The 14,441-nt window shown below is 63.8% G+C and carries 16 protein-coding genes; 8 read left to right on the plus strand and 8 right to left on the minus strand.

The window, feature by feature from the left end:
* Nucleotide 1: 1 nt before the first annotated feature.
* Nucleotides 2–691, minus strand: a complete 690-nt coding sequence (locus ABH922_RS01880; protein WP_424805317.1) for a response regulator — start codon at nucleotides 689–691, stop codon at nucleotides 2–4.
* Entirely contained in the window at nucleotides 688–2,304 is a 1,617-nt protein-coding gene (locus ABH922_RS01885; protein WP_424805318.1) for a sensor histidine kinase, read from the minus strand. The genes ABH922_RS01880 and ABH922_RS01885 overlap by 4 nt, the downstream gene beginning before the upstream one ends.
* Nucleotides 2,305–2,424: 120 nt before the next feature.
* Here ABH922_RS01885 and ABH922_RS01890 point away from each other — a divergent pair, with 120 nt between their 5' ends.
* On the plus strand, nucleotides 2,425–3,828 hold the full coding sequence (locus ABH922_RS01890; protein ID WP_424805319.1) for a cation:dicarboxylate symporter family transporter: 1,404 nt from the start codon (nucleotides 2,425–2,427) through the stop codon (nucleotides 3,826–3,828).
* 58 nt (nucleotides 3,829–3,886) lie between these two features.
* Here the strand turns inward: ABH922_RS01890 and ABH922_RS01895 are convergent, their stop codons facing one another.
* A complete protein-coding gene (locus ABH922_RS01895) occupies nucleotides 3,887–5,272 on the minus strand; it encodes an MFS transporter (RefSeq protein ID WP_424805320.1) in 1,386 nt (461 codons plus the stop codon).
* Between the two features lie 69 nt (nucleotides 5,273–5,341).
* Between ABH922_RS01895 and ABH922_RS01900 the strand changes: the two genes are divergently transcribed.
* Nucleotides 5,342–5,962, plus strand: a complete 621-nt coding sequence (locus tag ABH922_RS01900; RefSeq protein WP_424805321.1) for a helix-turn-helix domain-containing protein — start codon at nucleotides 5,342–5,344, stop codon at nucleotides 5,960–5,962.
* Here ABH922_RS01900 and ABH922_RS01905 read toward each other — a convergent pair.
* Nucleotides 5,935–6,645, minus strand: a complete 711-nt coding sequence (locus ABH922_RS01905) for a dihydrofolate reductase family protein (protein WP_424805322.1) — start codon at nucleotides 6,643–6,645, stop codon at nucleotides 5,935–5,937. The genes ABH922_RS01900 and ABH922_RS01905 overlap by 28 nt on opposite strands.
* Before the next feature lie 385 nt (nucleotides 6,646–7,030).
* Complete coding sequence (locus ABH922_RS01910; protein WP_424805323.1) at nucleotides 7,031–8,260, minus strand: NADH:flavin oxidoreductase/NADH oxidase family protein; 1,230 nt, start codon at nucleotides 8,258–8,260, stop codon at nucleotides 7,031–7,033.
* 105 nt (nucleotides 8,261–8,365) lie between these two features.
* Here ABH922_RS01910 and ABH922_RS01915 point away from each other — a divergent pair, with 105 nt between their 5' ends.
* The 3 genes from ABH922_RS01915 (at nucleotide 8,366) to ABH922_RS01925 (ending at nucleotide 10,338) form a co-directional block, all read left to right on the plus strand.
* Nucleotides 8,366–8,953 (plus strand): TetR/AcrR family transcriptional regulator, encoded by a 588-nt coding sequence (locus tag ABH922_RS01915; protein ID WP_424805324.1) that lies wholly within the window; start codon nucleotides 8,366–8,368, stop codon nucleotides 8,951–8,953.
* 109 nt (nucleotides 8,954–9,062) lie between these two features.
* A complete protein-coding gene (locus ABH922_RS01920; RefSeq protein WP_424805325.1) occupies nucleotides 9,063–9,560 on the plus strand; it encodes a glutathione peroxidase in 498 nt (165 codons plus the stop codon).
* A 73-nt stretch (nucleotides 9,561–9,633) separates the two neighbouring features.
* On the plus strand, nucleotides 9,634–10,338 hold the full coding sequence (locus tag ABH922_RS01925) for a DUF2334 domain-containing protein (protein WP_424805326.1): 705 nt from the start codon (nucleotides 9,634–9,636) through the stop codon (nucleotides 10,336–10,338).
* Between the two features lie 7 nt (nucleotides 10,339–10,345).
* Here the strand turns inward: ABH922_RS01925 and ABH922_RS01930 are convergent, their stop codons facing one another.
* Complete coding sequence (locus ABH922_RS01930; protein ID WP_424805327.1) at nucleotides 10,346–10,993, minus strand: MBL fold metallo-hydrolase; 648 nt, start codon at nucleotides 10,991–10,993, stop codon at nucleotides 10,346–10,348.
* Between the two features lie 171 nt (nucleotides 10,994–11,164).
* On the opposite strand from ABH922_RS01930, the gene purS reads away from it, so the two are divergent.
* Nucleotides 11,165–11,404: a phosphoribosylformylglycinamidine synthase subunit PurS gene (gene purS / locus ABH922_RS01935; protein WP_003945817.1), complete on the plus strand. Its 240-nt coding sequence runs from the start codon at nucleotides 11,165–11,167 to the stop codon at nucleotides 11,402–11,404.
* On the plus strand, nucleotides 11,401–12,078 hold the full coding sequence (gene purQ, locus ABH922_RS01940) for a phosphoribosylformylglycinamidine synthase subunit PurQ (RefSeq protein ID WP_424805328.1): 678 nt from the start codon (nucleotides 11,401–11,403) through the stop codon (nucleotides 12,076–12,078). The genes purS and purQ overlap by 4 nt, the downstream gene beginning before the upstream one ends.
* A 174-nt stretch (nucleotides 12,079–12,252) precedes the next feature.
* Here purQ and ABH922_RS01945 read toward each other — a convergent pair whose 3' ends face one another.
* Nucleotides 12,253–12,543, minus strand: coding sequence for a YiaA/YiaB family inner membrane protein (locus tag ABH922_RS01945; protein WP_424805329.1), 291 nt, complete (start codon nucleotides 12,541–12,543; stop codon nucleotides 12,253–12,255).
* Nucleotides 12,544–12,725: 182 nt separating this feature from the next.
* On the opposite strand from ABH922_RS01945, the gene ABH922_RS01950 reads away from it, so the two are divergent.
* Complete coding sequence (locus tag ABH922_RS01950) at nucleotides 12,726–13,943, plus strand: macrolide family glycosyltransferase (RefSeq protein WP_424805330.1); 1,218 nt, start codon at nucleotides 12,726–12,728, stop codon at nucleotides 13,941–13,943.
* Between the two features lie 13 nt (nucleotides 13,944–13,956).
* Here ABH922_RS01950 and ABH922_RS01955 read toward each other — a convergent pair whose 3' ends face one another.
* Nucleotides 13,957–14,403, minus strand: coding sequence for a MarR family winged helix-turn-helix transcriptional regulator (locus tag ABH922_RS01955; RefSeq protein ID WP_424805331.1), 447 nt, complete (start codon nucleotides 14,401–14,403; stop codon nucleotides 13,957–13,959).
* Nucleotides 14,404–14,441 lie beyond the last annotated feature (38 nt).

The raw sequence follows: 14,441 nt of genomic DNA on the forward strand, positions 1-14,441 counted from the left end.
ATCACGCTCTGGCGTAACGTACTTGCGGCCTTCCGGCGCGTCCGTACTCGGTCTCGCGGGTGAGTACCCCGTCGTCGGCGAGCTTCTCCAGATAGCGCCATGCCGTCACTCGCGACACCCCCACTGACGACGCGACTTCGGCGGCGGTCACCGGTTGCTCGGCGCTGCGCACCGACGCCGACACCAGGCCGAGCGTCTGGGCCGCGAAGCCCTTCGGCGCCGCCGCTCGATCGTCGGAGGTACGCAGGGCGGCCATCGCCCGGTCGATGTCGTGTTGACTGGCCGCGGATTCGCCGGCCGGAAGTGCGGCACGGTACTCGAGGTAGCGCTCGAGCTTGTCCCGGAACGCGGCAAAGGTGAAGGGCTTGAGGAGGTAGAGCACGATGCCGCGAGCCACCGCGCTGCGAACCACCTCGAGGTCGCGGGCCGAGGTCACCGCGATGACATCCGGAGCGGGCCGCAGACCGCTCAGCGCCGACGCGACGTCCAGACCGCTGGCGTCGGGCAGTCCGATGTCGAGCAAGACCAGCTCGATCGGCTGATCGGTGGTGTTGGCCGCCGACACGGCGCGCACCGCCGCATTCGCCGAGTGCACGACCGAGTGCACGACAAAACCGGGTACCCGCTGCACATACGACTGGTGCGCCTGAGCGATCAGCGGTTCGTCGTCGACGATCAGGACGCGGATCATCGCTGCTCGTCGTCGGGACGGGCAGAACTGCTGTGGGCAGAACTGTTGTGGATCGGTATGCGTACCAACAGCATCGAACCCAGTGCAGGTTCGGTGGTCAGGGTGCCGCCGTGGCGGGAGACGACTTGCGAGACCAACGCGAGTCCCAAGCCCCTGGATCCGGATTTGGTGGAATAGCCGCGACGTTTCGCGGTGTCGAGCGCCTCGGGCGTCATTCCAGGGCCGCTGTCCGCGACCGCCACCACCAGCATCGAATCCTCTTCCATTACCGTCACTTCCACCCACGGAGCGTCACTCGCGCGCGCCGCGTCTATGGCATTGTCCACCAGATTTCCGACCAACGTCACCAACTCGCGGGCGTCGAGCGAGGGCACCGGTCCCAGCGCAGTGTCATCGGTGACGCTCAGTTCGACACCACGCTCGGTGGCTTCGCTGAGTTTACCGAGCAGCAAAGCCGCCAATGCCGGCTCGTGCACCGCGTTCATCAGACGGTCGATCAGCTCCTGTGAGACCTGCAATTCATCGGTGGCAAACGTCACCGCCTCGTCGTAGCGACCCAGTTCCACCATCGTGATGATGCTGTGCAGGCGGTTCGCACTCTCGTGTGCCTGCGAGCGAAGGGATTCGGCGAAACTCCGGACCGAATCCAGCTCGCCGAGGACGTTCTGCAACTCCGTGTGATCGCGGATGGTCACCACCGTTCCGATGTGCCCACCCGACCAGGTGACCGGGTGCCGATTGACCAGCAATACCCGCTTGTCGGTGAGATGAACTTGATCCTTCGTCGACGAAACGGCATCGGTTCGCCACTGCGTCGGCACCGCGGACAGCGGTACAGGTCCGTCACCGAGGTCGAGGAGGCGGCGGGCTTCGTCGTTGACGACATCTACCCGTTCGTCCTTGCCGCCTGCGTGCCCGATCACCACCAAACCCTCTCCGATGCTGTGTAATACGGCGTCGTGGTGCTCGTACATGGTGCGCAGTTCCTCCGCAGCCAAGCCCAACGTCTGCCGGCGAAGGCGCCGGTTGACGAGCAGCGAACTGAGCAGAGCGAGTACGAGCCCGCCACCTGCCACGGCAAGAATGGTCGGGACACTCTGAGCGAACTGCCTGCTGATCCGCTCCCGCGTCACGCCGGCGGAGACGAGCCCCACCACAGCCCCGTCGGAACCGTGGACCGGCGTCACCGACCGAATCGACGGGCCGAGCGAACCCGCATAGGTTTCCGTAGTCGTTTCACCGTCGAGTGCCCGGTCGATGTTTCCGGTGAACGGTTGCCCGATCAATTCGGGGTTGGTGTGCGTGTAGCGGGTGCGATCCGGCGCCATCACGACAATGAAATCGACGCCTGTGGCGACTCGGATCCGCTCGGTCTGCGGTTGCAGAATCGCCGTGGGGTCCGGGCTCGACAGTGCGCTCGCCGTGGCGTCCGACAGGGCCAACGTCTCCGCTATCGACCTCACCTGGCGTCGGATCTGGTCATCGCTGTTGTCCCGCTCGTGAACGACTGCCAGGGTGGCGCCGACACCGACGAGCAGCGCCAAGACGGTTATCTGAAGGAGCAGCACTTGCCGCGCGACGCTGACACCTCTGCCGCCGGCTCGCTCGATCATGTGGCGCTCCCTGAACGTAATGAACACAAACTTCCGGCCCCGTCTATTTACAACCAGAATTCTCCACGACTCGAAAGTGACCCCGATCACTTCACAGATATTCGATCCGAAGGATTCACCATGAGCAGCACGGCAACAGGGACAGTAGCCTCCCCACCGCCCGAGGGCACCAAGGCAAAGCGGGACCGGACGCACTGGCTCTACATGAGTGTCATTGCCGCGGTCATCGGTGGTGTCCTCGTCGGTTGGCTGGCTCCGGGCTTCGGCAAGTCCGTCGGAATCCTCGGCACCCTGTTCGTGAGCCTCATCAAGATGATGATCAGCCCGGTCATCTTCTGCACCATCGTCCTCGGTATCGGCTCGGTGCGCGCCGCCGCCAGCGTCGGCAAGGTCGGCGGGCTCGCCCTCGGCTACTTCGTCGGAATGTCCACCATCGCGCTGGCGATCGGCATGGGCGTCGGAAACCTGCTCTCGCCGGGTACCGGCCTGAACATCACCCACGGCTCCTCGACCGTGGCCGGTCTCGCCGACCAGGCACACAGCGCCGGTGGAACCTGGGACTTCGTCGCGTCGATCATCCCGACGTCGTTGCTGACCTCGCTCACCGCGGGCAGCGTGCTGCAAACTCTCTTCGTGGCGCTGCTCGTCGGCTTCGCGATCCAGGGCCTCGGCAAGTCCGGCCAGCCGATCCTCAAGGGCATCGGGCACATCCAGAAGCTCGTCTTCAAGATCTTGACCATGATCTTGTGGCTCGCTCCGATCGGCGCCTTCGGTGCCATCGCCAACGTCGTCGGACAGACCGGCCTCGCCGCCGTCGGCCAGCTCGCGACACTGATGATCGGCTTCTACCTGACCTGCGTCATCTTCATCTTCGGTGTCCTCGGCAGCCTGCTCCGCGCCGTTACCGGGCTCAACGTCTTCAAACTGGCCAAGTACCTGGGCCGCGAATACCTCCTGATCTTCGCCACCTCGTCCTCCGAATCGGCGCTGCCCCGTTTGATTGCCAAGATGGAGCATGCAGGCGTCGACCGCACCACCGTCGGCATCGTCGTCCCCACCGGCTATTCCTTCAACCTCGACGGCACCGCCATCTACCTCACGATGGCCTCGATCTTCATCGCCGACGCGATGGGTCAGCCCCTGCACTGGGGTGAGCAGCTCTCGCTGTTGCTGTTCATGATGATCGCGTCGAAGGGCGCAGCAGGCGTCAGCGGCGCCGGACTCGCCACCCTGGCCGGTGGTCTGCAGAGCCACCGCCCGGAACTGCTCGACGGCGTCGGCCTCATCGTCGGCATCGACCGCTTCATGTCCGAAGCGCGTGCCCTCACCAACTTCTCGGGCAACGCGATCGCCACCCTCCTCATCGGATCGTGGACCGGCACCATCGACAAGGATCGTGCCAACGAGGTTCTCAGCGGCAAGATTCCGTTCAACGAAGCCACCATGCTCGACGACGACACCGAAGACCACAAACTCGAGACCGCACCGGCAGGCACCACGCAGTCGTTTGTCAGTCACCACTAGCGGTACCGACTGGCAGAGAAGACCGTCGCACACCCATCGTGCGACGGTCTTCGCTGTCTCACGGTGTGGTTTTCGGTGACAGGCATGCGACGAGCAGGACAGCCACACCGCACCCGACGACCAGCATCCATCCGGGGCGTGAACCGTACGCCAGATCTTCCGGAGCGCTGTTCGCGATAATGCCGCCGGCCAGCGCGACCCCGAGGACGGCACCGAATTGGCGGGCGCTGGAGGCGATTCCGCCGGCGAGACCGGCCCGCGACGCCGGCAGTCCGCCGACCGCGGTGTTGGTGATCGGCGCGTTTGCGAAACCGAACCCGATACCGATGAACAGGTAGGCGACGAGCAACGTCGCGACGCCGGTGGTGTTGTCGAGCAGGATCAGCCGCAGACCACCGAGCGCCGTGAAACTGCCCGCGATCAGCAGTGGCAGGCGTGGCCCGACGCGGCCGACCAGTATCCCTGCCAGTGGGGCACATACCGTTGCCGCGACGGCCATCGGAAGGGTGACCGCACCGGCCAGTGCGGGCGACATGCCGCGCGCCTGTTGGAGGTAGAGGGTCCCGAGGAGCAGGGTTGTGTTGAGGGCCACGAACACGACGATCGCACCGCACACTGCTGCGGAAAACGGTGCGCTCTTGAACAACCGAGGATCTATCAGTGGGTCCGTCCGCCGCGACTCGATCCGCACGAACACTGCCAGTGCCGCGACAACGAGAACACCCGCGATCACGACAACAGGTGACACCCATCCGACGTGTGGTCCTTCGACGAGTATCGCGACGGCGCCGCCGACGATCACCGTCAGCAGAACCTGACCGGGAACGTCGAGCCTTCGTGGTGTCGGGGACTTCGACTCCGGAACCACTGTCGCCGTCAGGATCAGGATCACCGCGATCACGGGCACGTTGATCCAGAACACCGATCGCCAGCCGAAGCCGTCGATGAGCAGACCACCGGTGAGTGGCCCGGCCGCCATACTGACTCCGAACACTGCTGCCCACACGCCGATCGCCTTGGCGCGTTCCTTCGGATCGGTCATCACGTTCACCACGATGGCCAGCGCCACCGGGGTGAGCATCGACCCGCCGACGCCCTGCACCACGCGAGCTGCGATCAGGGCGCCGAGGGACGGCGCGAGCGCACACGCGACCGACGCCGCTACGAAGACGATCAGACCCAGCTGGAAGATTCGGCGCCGCCCGAAGCGGTCCGCCATCGCACCGGACGAGATCAACAGGCTCGCCAAAACCAGAGTGTATGCGTTGACCACCCATTCGAGTCCACGGGTGCCGACGTCCAAATCTCTGCCGATGGAAGGCAGTGCGACATTGACGATGCTGGTGTCGAGTCCGACCACGAAAATGCTGGTGGCGCAGATAGCCACCACACCCCAACGGTGAGTATCGGTGCTGTGTCGACGTGTTCGGATCTGTTGCTTCATGTCGACCGATCGTGGCAGCCTCCCCGGAGCGCGGGCGAGAGTTTTTGCGGAATCTGCAAAGATGGGGGCGTGGATGCCGAGCTCGAACAGATGATCGACAACATCGGGCCGAGACTGCGTGCCCTCCGCCTTGATCGTGGTCTGACGCTCGCAGCGCTCGCAGGTGTCACCGGACTGTCCGTCAGCGTGCTGTCCAGGCTCGAATCCGGTAAGCGTCAACCCACCCTCGACCTGCTGGTCCCCCTGGCCCGTGCACATCGAGTCGCGCTCGAGCAGTTGATCGGAGCCCCCGCGACCGGCGATCCGCGGGTCCATCTGACACCGAGCCGAAGTCGAGGCGGAACTGCTGTCGTCCCGTTGACCGACTATCCAGGGCGAGTTCAGGTCTTCAAACACGTCATCGGACCGCGGCCCGTGGAACTCAGAAGCCACCCGGGCCATGCATGGCTGTACGTCCTCGCCGGAAACGTTCGTCTGATTCTCGGTGATTCGGACATGGTTCTACGTCCCGGCGAGATAGCCGAGTTCTACGCCGACCAGCCGCACTGGTTCGGCCCCGCAGACGATCAGATAGTCGAGATCTTGCATCTGTTCGGCCCGCACGGGGACAAGGCGCAGGTTCGGATGGCCTCCGGCCCTGTGCGGTTTTCTGGTAGTCGGGACTACCGAGAAGGCGAACGGGGAACATAGACGTGCGCCACGACGCCCGACTGAAAGGCCGATGTACCGACGAGTTCCAGGTCCATCGGTTGCTGCCGGTCGGTGAAGATCGGGAGGCCGGCACCGAGCACCACGGGATGAATCAAGAGGCGATACTCGTCCACGAGGTCGAGTTGTATCAGGCTACGGGCGAAACCTGCCCCACCCTGAGCGAGAATGTACCTACCCGATTGCTGCTTCAGGCGCTGCATGTCCGTTGCCAGATTCTCGGCGGCAACCAGGGGTGATGCCCAACTGGCAGCTGCAGACCCCGGCGCAGCTGCTTCGCCCCGCGGCTGGATCTCGTACCGCTTCTGGCGCGTGAAGACTGCTTTCGGGATGGTGTTCATCGGCGCTGCCATGCGATCCGTCGCCGTCGGCCAGTAGCCCGCCATGTTTTCGTACGAGCGCCTCCCCAATGCGTGAAGTCCGGCGCGCTCGATGGTGTCGAGTACCCAGTCGGCGGAGTCCTCTCCTCGCGAGCGAAACAACCGATCGGCTTCGCCGCCTGGCCCGGCGACAAATCCATCGAGCGACATCGACATCTTCAATACGAGCTTGCGCACTCGAACCAACTCCCTACGGTGGGTGAACTGTGGTCGTACAGGGGCAGACTCCGGGAGTGCCGGAAAATCACCGCGCGAGCGGAGGGCGAGTTTTCGGATGAGTGACATGTAGTGAAAGTAATTGCTGTGCAAATAATTTCACTGCCCAATGTGTTTTTTCGAGTATGTGTTCGGCGACGGTGTCAGTCAGAGGCATCATCGACGTGCGAGCAGTCAGGGGCATCATCGACGTGCGAGCAGTCAGGGGCATGGCGGTGGTGAGTGACGAGGCCGGACACGCGACGCCGGATCGAGAGGCCCGATCGGTGTGGGCACGGCGCGATGCCGTCCTGCGACTGTCAATTCTCCCGAAGCTTGTCGGACGAGAAAGGTGTACCGCCCGAGCTCGGAGGGATGCCGGAGGATCGACTACCGGTGGCAGTGCGATCAGCGGCCCACCGTTACGGGCCGGCAAGTGAACCGTTTCCCGGCCGACAGTGCTGCCCGGGCACCCCTACGAGTCGAGCCAGGAGCGGTACCGGCGAAGCGCCTTGCGTTGGACGAGCTGATCGGCCACCAACGCCACCACGGGGGTCACTGTCGGTCGAGGATCGAGTCCTTTTGCCATTCTTCGCATCTGGTAACGAACCAGGGCCATGCCGGCAGCGGATGCGAGTGTCTTGTCCTTCCAGGCAACCGGCGCGATGGTATCGGTGGCTTCGGCTCCGTTGCGCCAGCGATTCGGTAGGTCCGGCGTCACCGCGAGCGCGGTGCCCATACCCACGACGGCGACACTGTTGGACAGCACGGCCTCGGCTGTGTCCCGGCGCGAGATTCCGCCGGTCAGCATGAGGGGGAGCGGGCTGGTCCGAGCCAGCTCGGCGGCCAATTCCAAGAAGTACGCTTCGCGGGCCGCCGTGCGAGAGTCCGCTGGACGGCCCGACATTGCCGGGCTCTCGTAACTGCCTCCGGAAATTTCGACGAGGTCGACACCCAAGTGTTCGAGCATGGCGATGACACGCCTCGCGTCGTCGGAGTCGAATCCACCTCGTTGGAAGTCCGCCGAGTTCAGTTTGACGGCGACCGCGAATCCGGGGGACGCCCTCGCGCGTACGGTGCGGACGACATCGAGCAGCATCCTTGCACGATTCTCCAACGATCCTCCCCATCTGTCCCTGCGGGTGTTGACCAGTGGTGACAAGAACTGGGAGAGCAGGTATCCGTGCGCGGCATGGATTTCGACGCCGTCGAATCCGGCTTGCTCGGCGCGAACGGCAGTGACGGCGAATCGTTCGACGGTGGCCGCGATCTGCTCAGGCGTCATCGCGACCGGTTTACCGAAACGCTTGCTGTGTTTGCCCAGGTCGACGGCAATGTCCGAGGGCCCCCACACGACGCCCGGCATGTTCGCGTTCGTCTGACGGCCCGGATGGCTGATCTGCATCCACATGGATGCACCACCAGCTTTCCCGGCCCGGGCCCACGCGGTGAACGGTTCGAGCGGTGCATCGGCGTCGAGCACGATTCCGCCAGGGCCGGTGAGTGCCTCGGCGTGCACCATGACGTTTCCGGTGATCAGGAGACCCGAGCCGCCGGCGCCCCACCTCCGGTACAGCGAGATCAGGCGATCATCGGGCAACTGGCCCTGACCTGCCATGCCTTCTTCCATCGCGGCCTTGGCGATCCGGTTGGGTAGTGCTCGGCCTGATTGCAGAACCAGGGGTGAAAGCACGTCGTTCCTCATGGAGGTCCTCCTCGCGATCAAAATGTATGCGGCGTTCACATAATGTTTACGCCGCTCACATTAGGGTCGCGTGTAAGCGGTGTCAACACTTGTTAGGTTGAAGGCATGTCCACGTCGAGCACCGCTTATCACCACGGCGATCTGCGCGCCGCACTGCTGCGTGCAGCAATGGACTTGCTCGAGGACAGTGGAGCACCCGAACTCTCCCTTCGTGCTGTCGCCCGGCGTGCCGGTGTTTCCACCGCAGCGCCCTATCGTCACTACGCGGATCGCCAAGCCCTGGTGTCGGCCATTGCGGCGGTGGGCTATCGCGAACTCGCCCAGTATCTGGTCGCTGCGAACCCGTCCCCGTCGACCGCCGAGGACCTCGCCTCGGTGGCAGTCGCCTACGTCGGATTCGCGCTCGAGCGACCCGGGCTCTTCCGGGTGATGTTCGTCGAGCCGTGCGATCGCGCCAGTGATGAACGGACTGCTGCCACCGGCGTCATCACCGAATATGTGAAACATGTAGTTGAGAAGGCATTTCCGGATGCCGATGCGGATTCGATGTCGACTGCGGTGTGGGCGCTCGTCCACGGCTTGGCGTTCTTGCACCTCGACGGTAAATTCGAAGCCTCTCCGCGGCAGGCCGTTGCCGAGCGGGTTCGGGCCGCGGTACTCGCAGTTCTCGCGGTGTCGGCTCCGGCATCCTGACTGCCGGAGCACTGTGCACGGTGGCAGAGCGGCGTTTCGGCGCCGGCGAGAGACAAGTCTGCGTAATGCAGATCTTCGCTGGTAGGTGTCAGTCGCTATGTTGGAGGACATGACAACTCCAGTACAGAACATCGCGATCAACACCCTCGGCGGCGTACCCACCTCGCTGGGTGAATACGACGGCCGGGCAGTGCTCGTCGTCAACGTTGCATCCAAGTGTGGCCTGACCCCGCAGTATTCGGCCCTCGAGAAGCTGGCCACCGACTATGCCGCGCGCGGTCTGAGCGTCATCGGTATCCCGTGCAACCAGTTCATGGGCCAGGAGCCGGGCACCGCAGAAGAGATCGAGACCTTTTGCTCGACCACGTACGGAGTGACCTTCCCGCTGCTCGAGAAGATCGAGGTCAACGGGGAGAATCGCCACCCGCTGTATGCGGAACTGACCAAGGCCGCCGACGCCGACGGTGAAGCCGGCGACATCCAGTGGAACTTCGAGAAGTTCCTCGTCGGGCCGGACGGCACCGTGGTGAACCGCTTCCGTCCACGTACCGAGCCCGACGCCCCCGAGGTTGTCGCAGCTATCGAGGCCGCACTGCCGAAGAACTGAATCTCGCCCAGCTGCCGCCGGATGATCATCCGGCGGCAGCGTGCCGTTCACCCAGAGCTGTCATCCTCGGAGTATGTCTGCTGAACTGATCGTGTCGGTGTCCGGTATCAGAGACGAGACATGTTATCTCGCCGCTGGATTCGCCGACGACATGGATGTGCGCGGCATCCGTCTTTCATTGTTGGTGGCGCCGAGACTCAAGGACAAGTACCGATTGGCCGACGACGCCGTGACGACGGCGTGGCTACGCGAGCGTCGCGAACTCGGTGACGCGATAGTTCTGCACGGCTACGACCAGGCTGCGACGAAGCGACGGCGGGCCGAGTTCTCGACGCTCTCCAAACACGAAGCGAAACTCCGGTTGATTGCCGCCGATCGTGTGCTGGAACAGGCAGGTCTACGGACTCGGGTGTTCGCCCCGCCGCGCTGGGTGGCGTCCCCCGGCGCGACGTCGGTACTTCCCGAAACCGGTTTCCGTACCCTCGCGGGTCTTGCCGCGGTCCACGACCTGACTCGAGGAACCATGCAGCGCGGACGAGTATTCGGTATCGGTGAAGGCTTCAAAGCCGAGCCGTGGTGGTGCCGCGCACTGGTACTCGGTGCCGGCCGGGCCGCGAAGCGCGGGGGCCTGGTGCGCCTGTCCGTCACAGCCAAACAATTGGGTAACGAGGGGCCGCGCCAAGCGATGCTCGACGCGGTCGACCTCGCACTCTTCCACGGCGCGAATTCGCAGGTGTACCAATGGAAATCGCAGTCACCCGAACTGGGAGCGGCGTAGCGACGCCTTACGAGACCTCCACGCTCGATTCTTCGTCGAGAACCCGGAATTCGGTTCCGTCAGCTGCCATGTCGCTGTAACGGCCGTAGAAGATGCCGGTCGCCTCGTTGCTGATGATCCCCTGGTGGATCGGTACCGCCACCCGCGGTGCCACGGCGCGAAGGTAGTCGATGGCCTCGGATATCTTCAACCACGGTGCTGCGGCCGGGAGGGCCAGAACGTCCACATCCTGGTCTGGCACGAAGAGCGAATCGCCGGGATGCATGAACCGCGCCGGATTGGCGTCGTCGCCGAGCAGGAACGCGGTGTTGTCGATCGATGCAATCTCCGGGTGAATGATCGCGTGCTCCCCGCCCGTACCGGTGACCGCCACGTTCCCGATCGAGAATCGTTCACCCGCGCGGACGGCATTCCAGCGGCCACCGCGTAGGGCGGCGGTCTGCGGATCGCTGTAGAGCGCGGCATTCGGGTTGGCCTCGATCAACGCGTCGAGCCGGACGGGATCGGCATGATCAGGATGCTGATGGGTCACCAGAACGGCGTCGAGACCGGTGATGCCCTCGAAGCCGTGCGAGAAAGTCCCCGGATCGAACAGGATCGTCGATCCGTTCAATTCGACGAGGACGCAGGAGTGGCCGAAGTGTGTCAGTCGCATGATCTCGAGTATGCGCCGGCCGATCCCCTCGCGCAGGTGCGTGTTCCATAGCAGGGTGTCCTGAACCACGGCCGCTTCACTCGATGCGAAGGTTCCCGGGCGTGCCCGGTAAACTGGGCGTACCCGAGTGTCTTCACTCCGGGTTCAAGCACTAGTACCGAGGAGCAGCACGTGGCCCGTGTCGTCGTCGAAGTCATGCCCAAGGCCGAGATTCTCGACCCCCAGGGACAGGCCATTGTCGGGGCACTGTCTCGTCTGGGCTTTGCCGGAGTATCCGATGTCCGTCAGGGCAAGCGGTTCGAGTTGGAGATCGACGGCAGCGTCGAAGACGCCGAACTCGAGAAGATCGCCGAAGGCCTGCTGGCCAACACGGTGATCGAGGATTGGACCGTCAGGCGAGTCGAGGCATGAGCGCACGTATCGGAGTCATCACGTTTCCGGGCACGCTCGACGACATCGATGCAGTTCGCGCCGTGAATCTGGCCGGCGGTGAAGCGGTCGAACTCTGGCACGGCGACGCCGATCTCAAGGGTGTCGACGCGGTGATCGTTCCCGGCGGCTTCTCCTACGGCGATTACCTCCGCTGCGGTGCCATCGCCCGGTTCGCCCCGGCGATGGGCACGGTTGTCGAAGCAGCCAAGGGCGGCATGCCCGTCCTGGGTATCTGCAACGGGTTCCAGATTCTGTGCGAAGCAGGCCTGCTTCCGGGTGCGTTGACGCGCAACCAGGGTCTGCACTTCATCTGCCGTGACGAGTGGCTGACCGTCGAATCGACGTCGTCGGCATGGTCCTCGCGGTACGAGGCGGGCGCCCAGATCCTGATTCCGCTCAAGTCGGGCGAAGGTCGCTACCAGGCGCCGGAGAAGGTTCTCGACGAACTCGAAGGCGAAGGCCGGGTGGTGTTCCGGTACTCCGAGGAAAATCCGAACGGTTCACAGCGTCGCATCGCCGGTATCTCCTCGGCCAACGGCCGCGTTGTCGGTCTCATGCCCCACCCGGAGCATGCCACCGAGGCGCTCACCGGACCGAGCGATGACGGGCTCGGCCTGTTCTATTCTGCGCTGGACGCAATAGTCACTGCTTAGTTTTCTCGTTCGACTGTGCCGGCAGGTGTATACCCTGCCGGCACAGGTCGTTTCGTAGCCCGGTTATCGGTGCAGGTAGGCGTTTTCGATGACGATGGTGGCGATCGTTGCACCGGGTCGGCTGCCGAGTTGCGTGCAAGAGTAGATCGCCCCTTCGCATGCACGAGCATTCTTCTATGCCGCCGATTTGAACGGATCATGCTCGGCTATCAATTTGTCGAGGCGGGCCTCATCCATGCGCACGCGCACGGTCGACGATTCTTGCTGATCACGAATCACCTTTGCCAGCGTGAATGTGCTGGTCACGAGAAAAAGCAAGGACATCCCGAGAAAGCCACGCTGCCAGGTGTCGATAGGTAGCCAGATGATTCCGGCGAGGGTTCCGACGAAGCTGACGGCAAAGGCGAGGCCGGCCTGGAAAAAGAAAGCGGCGGTGGTTTTCGATGGTGCGGTCGGTGCGCTCATGACGAGAAGTGTGCTCGTCGCGTGAAGCGTTCGGATCGGTAGTCCTACTCGAGAATGCACCGTACTTCTCCCACCCAGGACCTCTGCCACCCCGTAATTCAGATGACGTGGTCCGCGGCAGTCTCTAATGTCCGTGCCGCACCCGAGTGGTGCGTTCGACTGCGAACTGTGAGGAGTGTTCGGTGGGCGGTAAACACATCGCGATGGTGAGCATCCCTGCGCCGGGGCATGTCAATCCGAGTTCGGCAGTCATCGGGCACCTGGTGGCCGCAGGTCATCGCGTTACGTACGCGAACGACGAGTCGATGCGTTCGATCGTCGAGGCCACCGGTGCCGCGTTGGTTCCATATGTGTCCACGTTGCCGAGCCTGGTCCCCGGCGCGGACGGTGCGAAACCGTCGAAGACGTGGGACGGTGACCTGATCGACCAGTTGACGCTGTTTCAAGACGATTACGAATCGATGCTGCCACAGCTTCGCCAGGCGTACGACGGCGACAGACCCGATCTGTTCCTGTACGACATCGCCGGGATGCCTGCCCGAATACTGGCCCGACAGTGGGATGTTCCCATCGTCCAACTCTCTCCGACGTACGTGGCCTGGGACGGATACGAAGCTGACACCGCGGCCGTGTACGACGGCATTCGTGCAGATCCCCGTGGTTCCGGGTTGCTCGACCGCGAGCATCGCTTCCTGCGGGAGGAAGGGATCGAGGACGATCCGCGAGAATTCATGTCACGGCCACCACGGGCGATCGTGCTGATCGCCGAATCGATGCAGCCCAATGTCGATCGCGTCGATCGCGACATCTACTCGTTCGTCGGGCCCGCGCTCGACTGCGGGTCGCAGACCTGGATACATCCCGATCCACAGCGCAAGCTCCTGCTGATCTCGCTGGGATCGGCATTCACCGCGCAGACGAATTTCTACCGGCGATGTATCGAAGCCTTCGGCGTCCTCGACGACTGGTACGTCGTGCTCCAGATCGGGAAACACGTCGACGTCGAAGAGTTGGGCACACTGCCCGAGAACATCGAAATACACCGGTGGGTACCGCAGTTCGCAATTCTGCAGAAAGCCGACGCATTCTTGACCCATGCCGGAATGGGTGGTTCCAGCGAGGGGCTCGTGACAGGGACCCCGATGATCGCCGTCCCGCAGGCCGCGGATCAGTTCGCTAACGCCGACTCGTTGGTCGACGCCGGTGTGGCAGTACGAATGGACAGTGAAACGGTGACGGCGCTCGAACTGAGGGACGCGTTGGTCGCGGTGACGTCGGACGCCGTCCGAAGCCGAAGCCGGGTGATCGCCGCCGAACTCGCCGCCGTGGGCGGCACCACTCGTGCAGTCGAATTGATCGAAGAGGCTCTGGCCGGAAACTCGAAGCGCCCGCGGTCCTGACGACCACGCCCGGTCACCAATGCCAGGCGTCGCCGCCGACATTCTCGATCGTCTTCTGCAGGACGGCGATGGAGACGGCGAAGTCTTCCTCGGTGATGCCCTGCATTCGTTCGTTCTGTAGTTCTCGTTGCAGCTCGGACGCCGTGTCGAACTGTCGTGTGCCGAGTTCGGTGGGGTGGACAACGCTGCCCTCGACCCGTAGCCACCCTGCGGTTGAAGCCGACTCGAGCGCATCCTCGATCGAGGCCGGGGTGTCGTTGGGGCCGATGACGTCGATCAGTTCGCTACGTTCGACACCTGCCGGGTGAAGTGAAAGCTGATGCAGGATCCACCATTGTGGTTGAGTCGTCCCGATGGTCGCGAGGGCGCCGCGGGTGCGCGCGAGGACGGCCTCACCTGCGCGGGTCGCCCAGAACCCGATCGGTTGTCGGATCGGAGGTTCCGCAGGCGGTTTTGTCATGCGCCCGACGCTACGGTCTCGAGTGCGGTCGAGGTCAA

Source organism: Rhodococcus sp. 27YEA15 (assembly GCF_049739425.1).
GTDB lineage: Bacteria > Actinomycetota > Actinomycetes > Mycobacteriales > Mycobacteriaceae > Rhodococcus_F.

What these genes read in the sequence shown, in the direction of transcription:
- ABH922_RS01925 (WP_424805326.1), top strand. Translation starts at nt 9,634, where the DNA reads ATGTCTGCTGAACTGATCGTGTCGGTGTCCGGTATCAGAGACGAGACA.
- ABH922_RS01880 (WP_424805317.1), bottom strand. Translation starts at nt 691, where the DNA reads ATGATCCGCGTCCTGATCGTCGACGACGAACCGCTGATCGCTCAGGCG.
- ABH922_RS01930 (WP_424805327.1), bottom strand. Translation starts at nt 10,993, where the DNA reads ATGCGACTGACACACTTCGGCCACTCCTGCGTCCTCGTCGAATTGAAC.
- ABH922_RS01885 (WP_424805318.1), bottom strand. Translation starts at nt 2,304, where the DNA reads ATGATCGAGCGAGCCGGCGGCAGAGGTGTCAGCGTCGCGCGGCAAGTG.
- purQ (WP_424805328.1), top strand. Translation starts at nt 11,401, where the DNA reads ATGAGCGCACGTATCGGAGTCATCACGTTTCCGGGCACGCTCGACGAC.
- ABH922_RS01910 (WP_424805323.1), bottom strand. Translation starts at nt 8,260, where the DNA reads ATGAGGAACGACGTGCTTTCACCCCTGGTTCTGCAATCAGGCCGAGCA.
- ABH922_RS01890 (WP_424805319.1), top strand. Translation starts at nt 2,425, where the DNA reads ATGAGCAGCACGGCAACAGGGACAGTAGCCTCCCCACCGCCCGAGGGC.
- ABH922_RS01955 (WP_424805331.1), bottom strand. Translation starts at nt 14,403, where the DNA reads ATGACAAAACCGCCTGCGGAACCTCCGATCCGACAACCGATCGGGTTC.
- ABH922_RS01915 (WP_424805324.1), top strand. Translation starts at nt 8,366, where the DNA reads ATGTCCACGTCGAGCACCGCTTATCACCACGGCGATCTGCGCGCCGCA.
- ABH922_RS01945 (WP_424805329.1), bottom strand. Translation starts at nt 12,543, where the DNA reads ATGAGCGCACCGACCGCACCATCGAAAACCACCGCCGCTTTCTTTTTC.
- ABH922_RS01920 (WP_424805325.1), top strand. Translation starts at nt 9,063, where the DNA reads ATGACAACTCCAGTACAGAACATCGCGATCAACACCCTCGGCGGCGTA.
- ABH922_RS01905 (WP_424805322.1), bottom strand. Translation starts at nt 6,645, where the DNA reads ATGTCACTCATCCGAAAACTCGCCCTCCGCTCGCGCGGTGATTTTCCG.
- ABH922_RS01895 (WP_424805320.1), bottom strand. Translation starts at nt 5,272, where the DNA reads ATGAAGCAACAGATCCGAACACGTCGACACAGCACCGATACTCACCGT.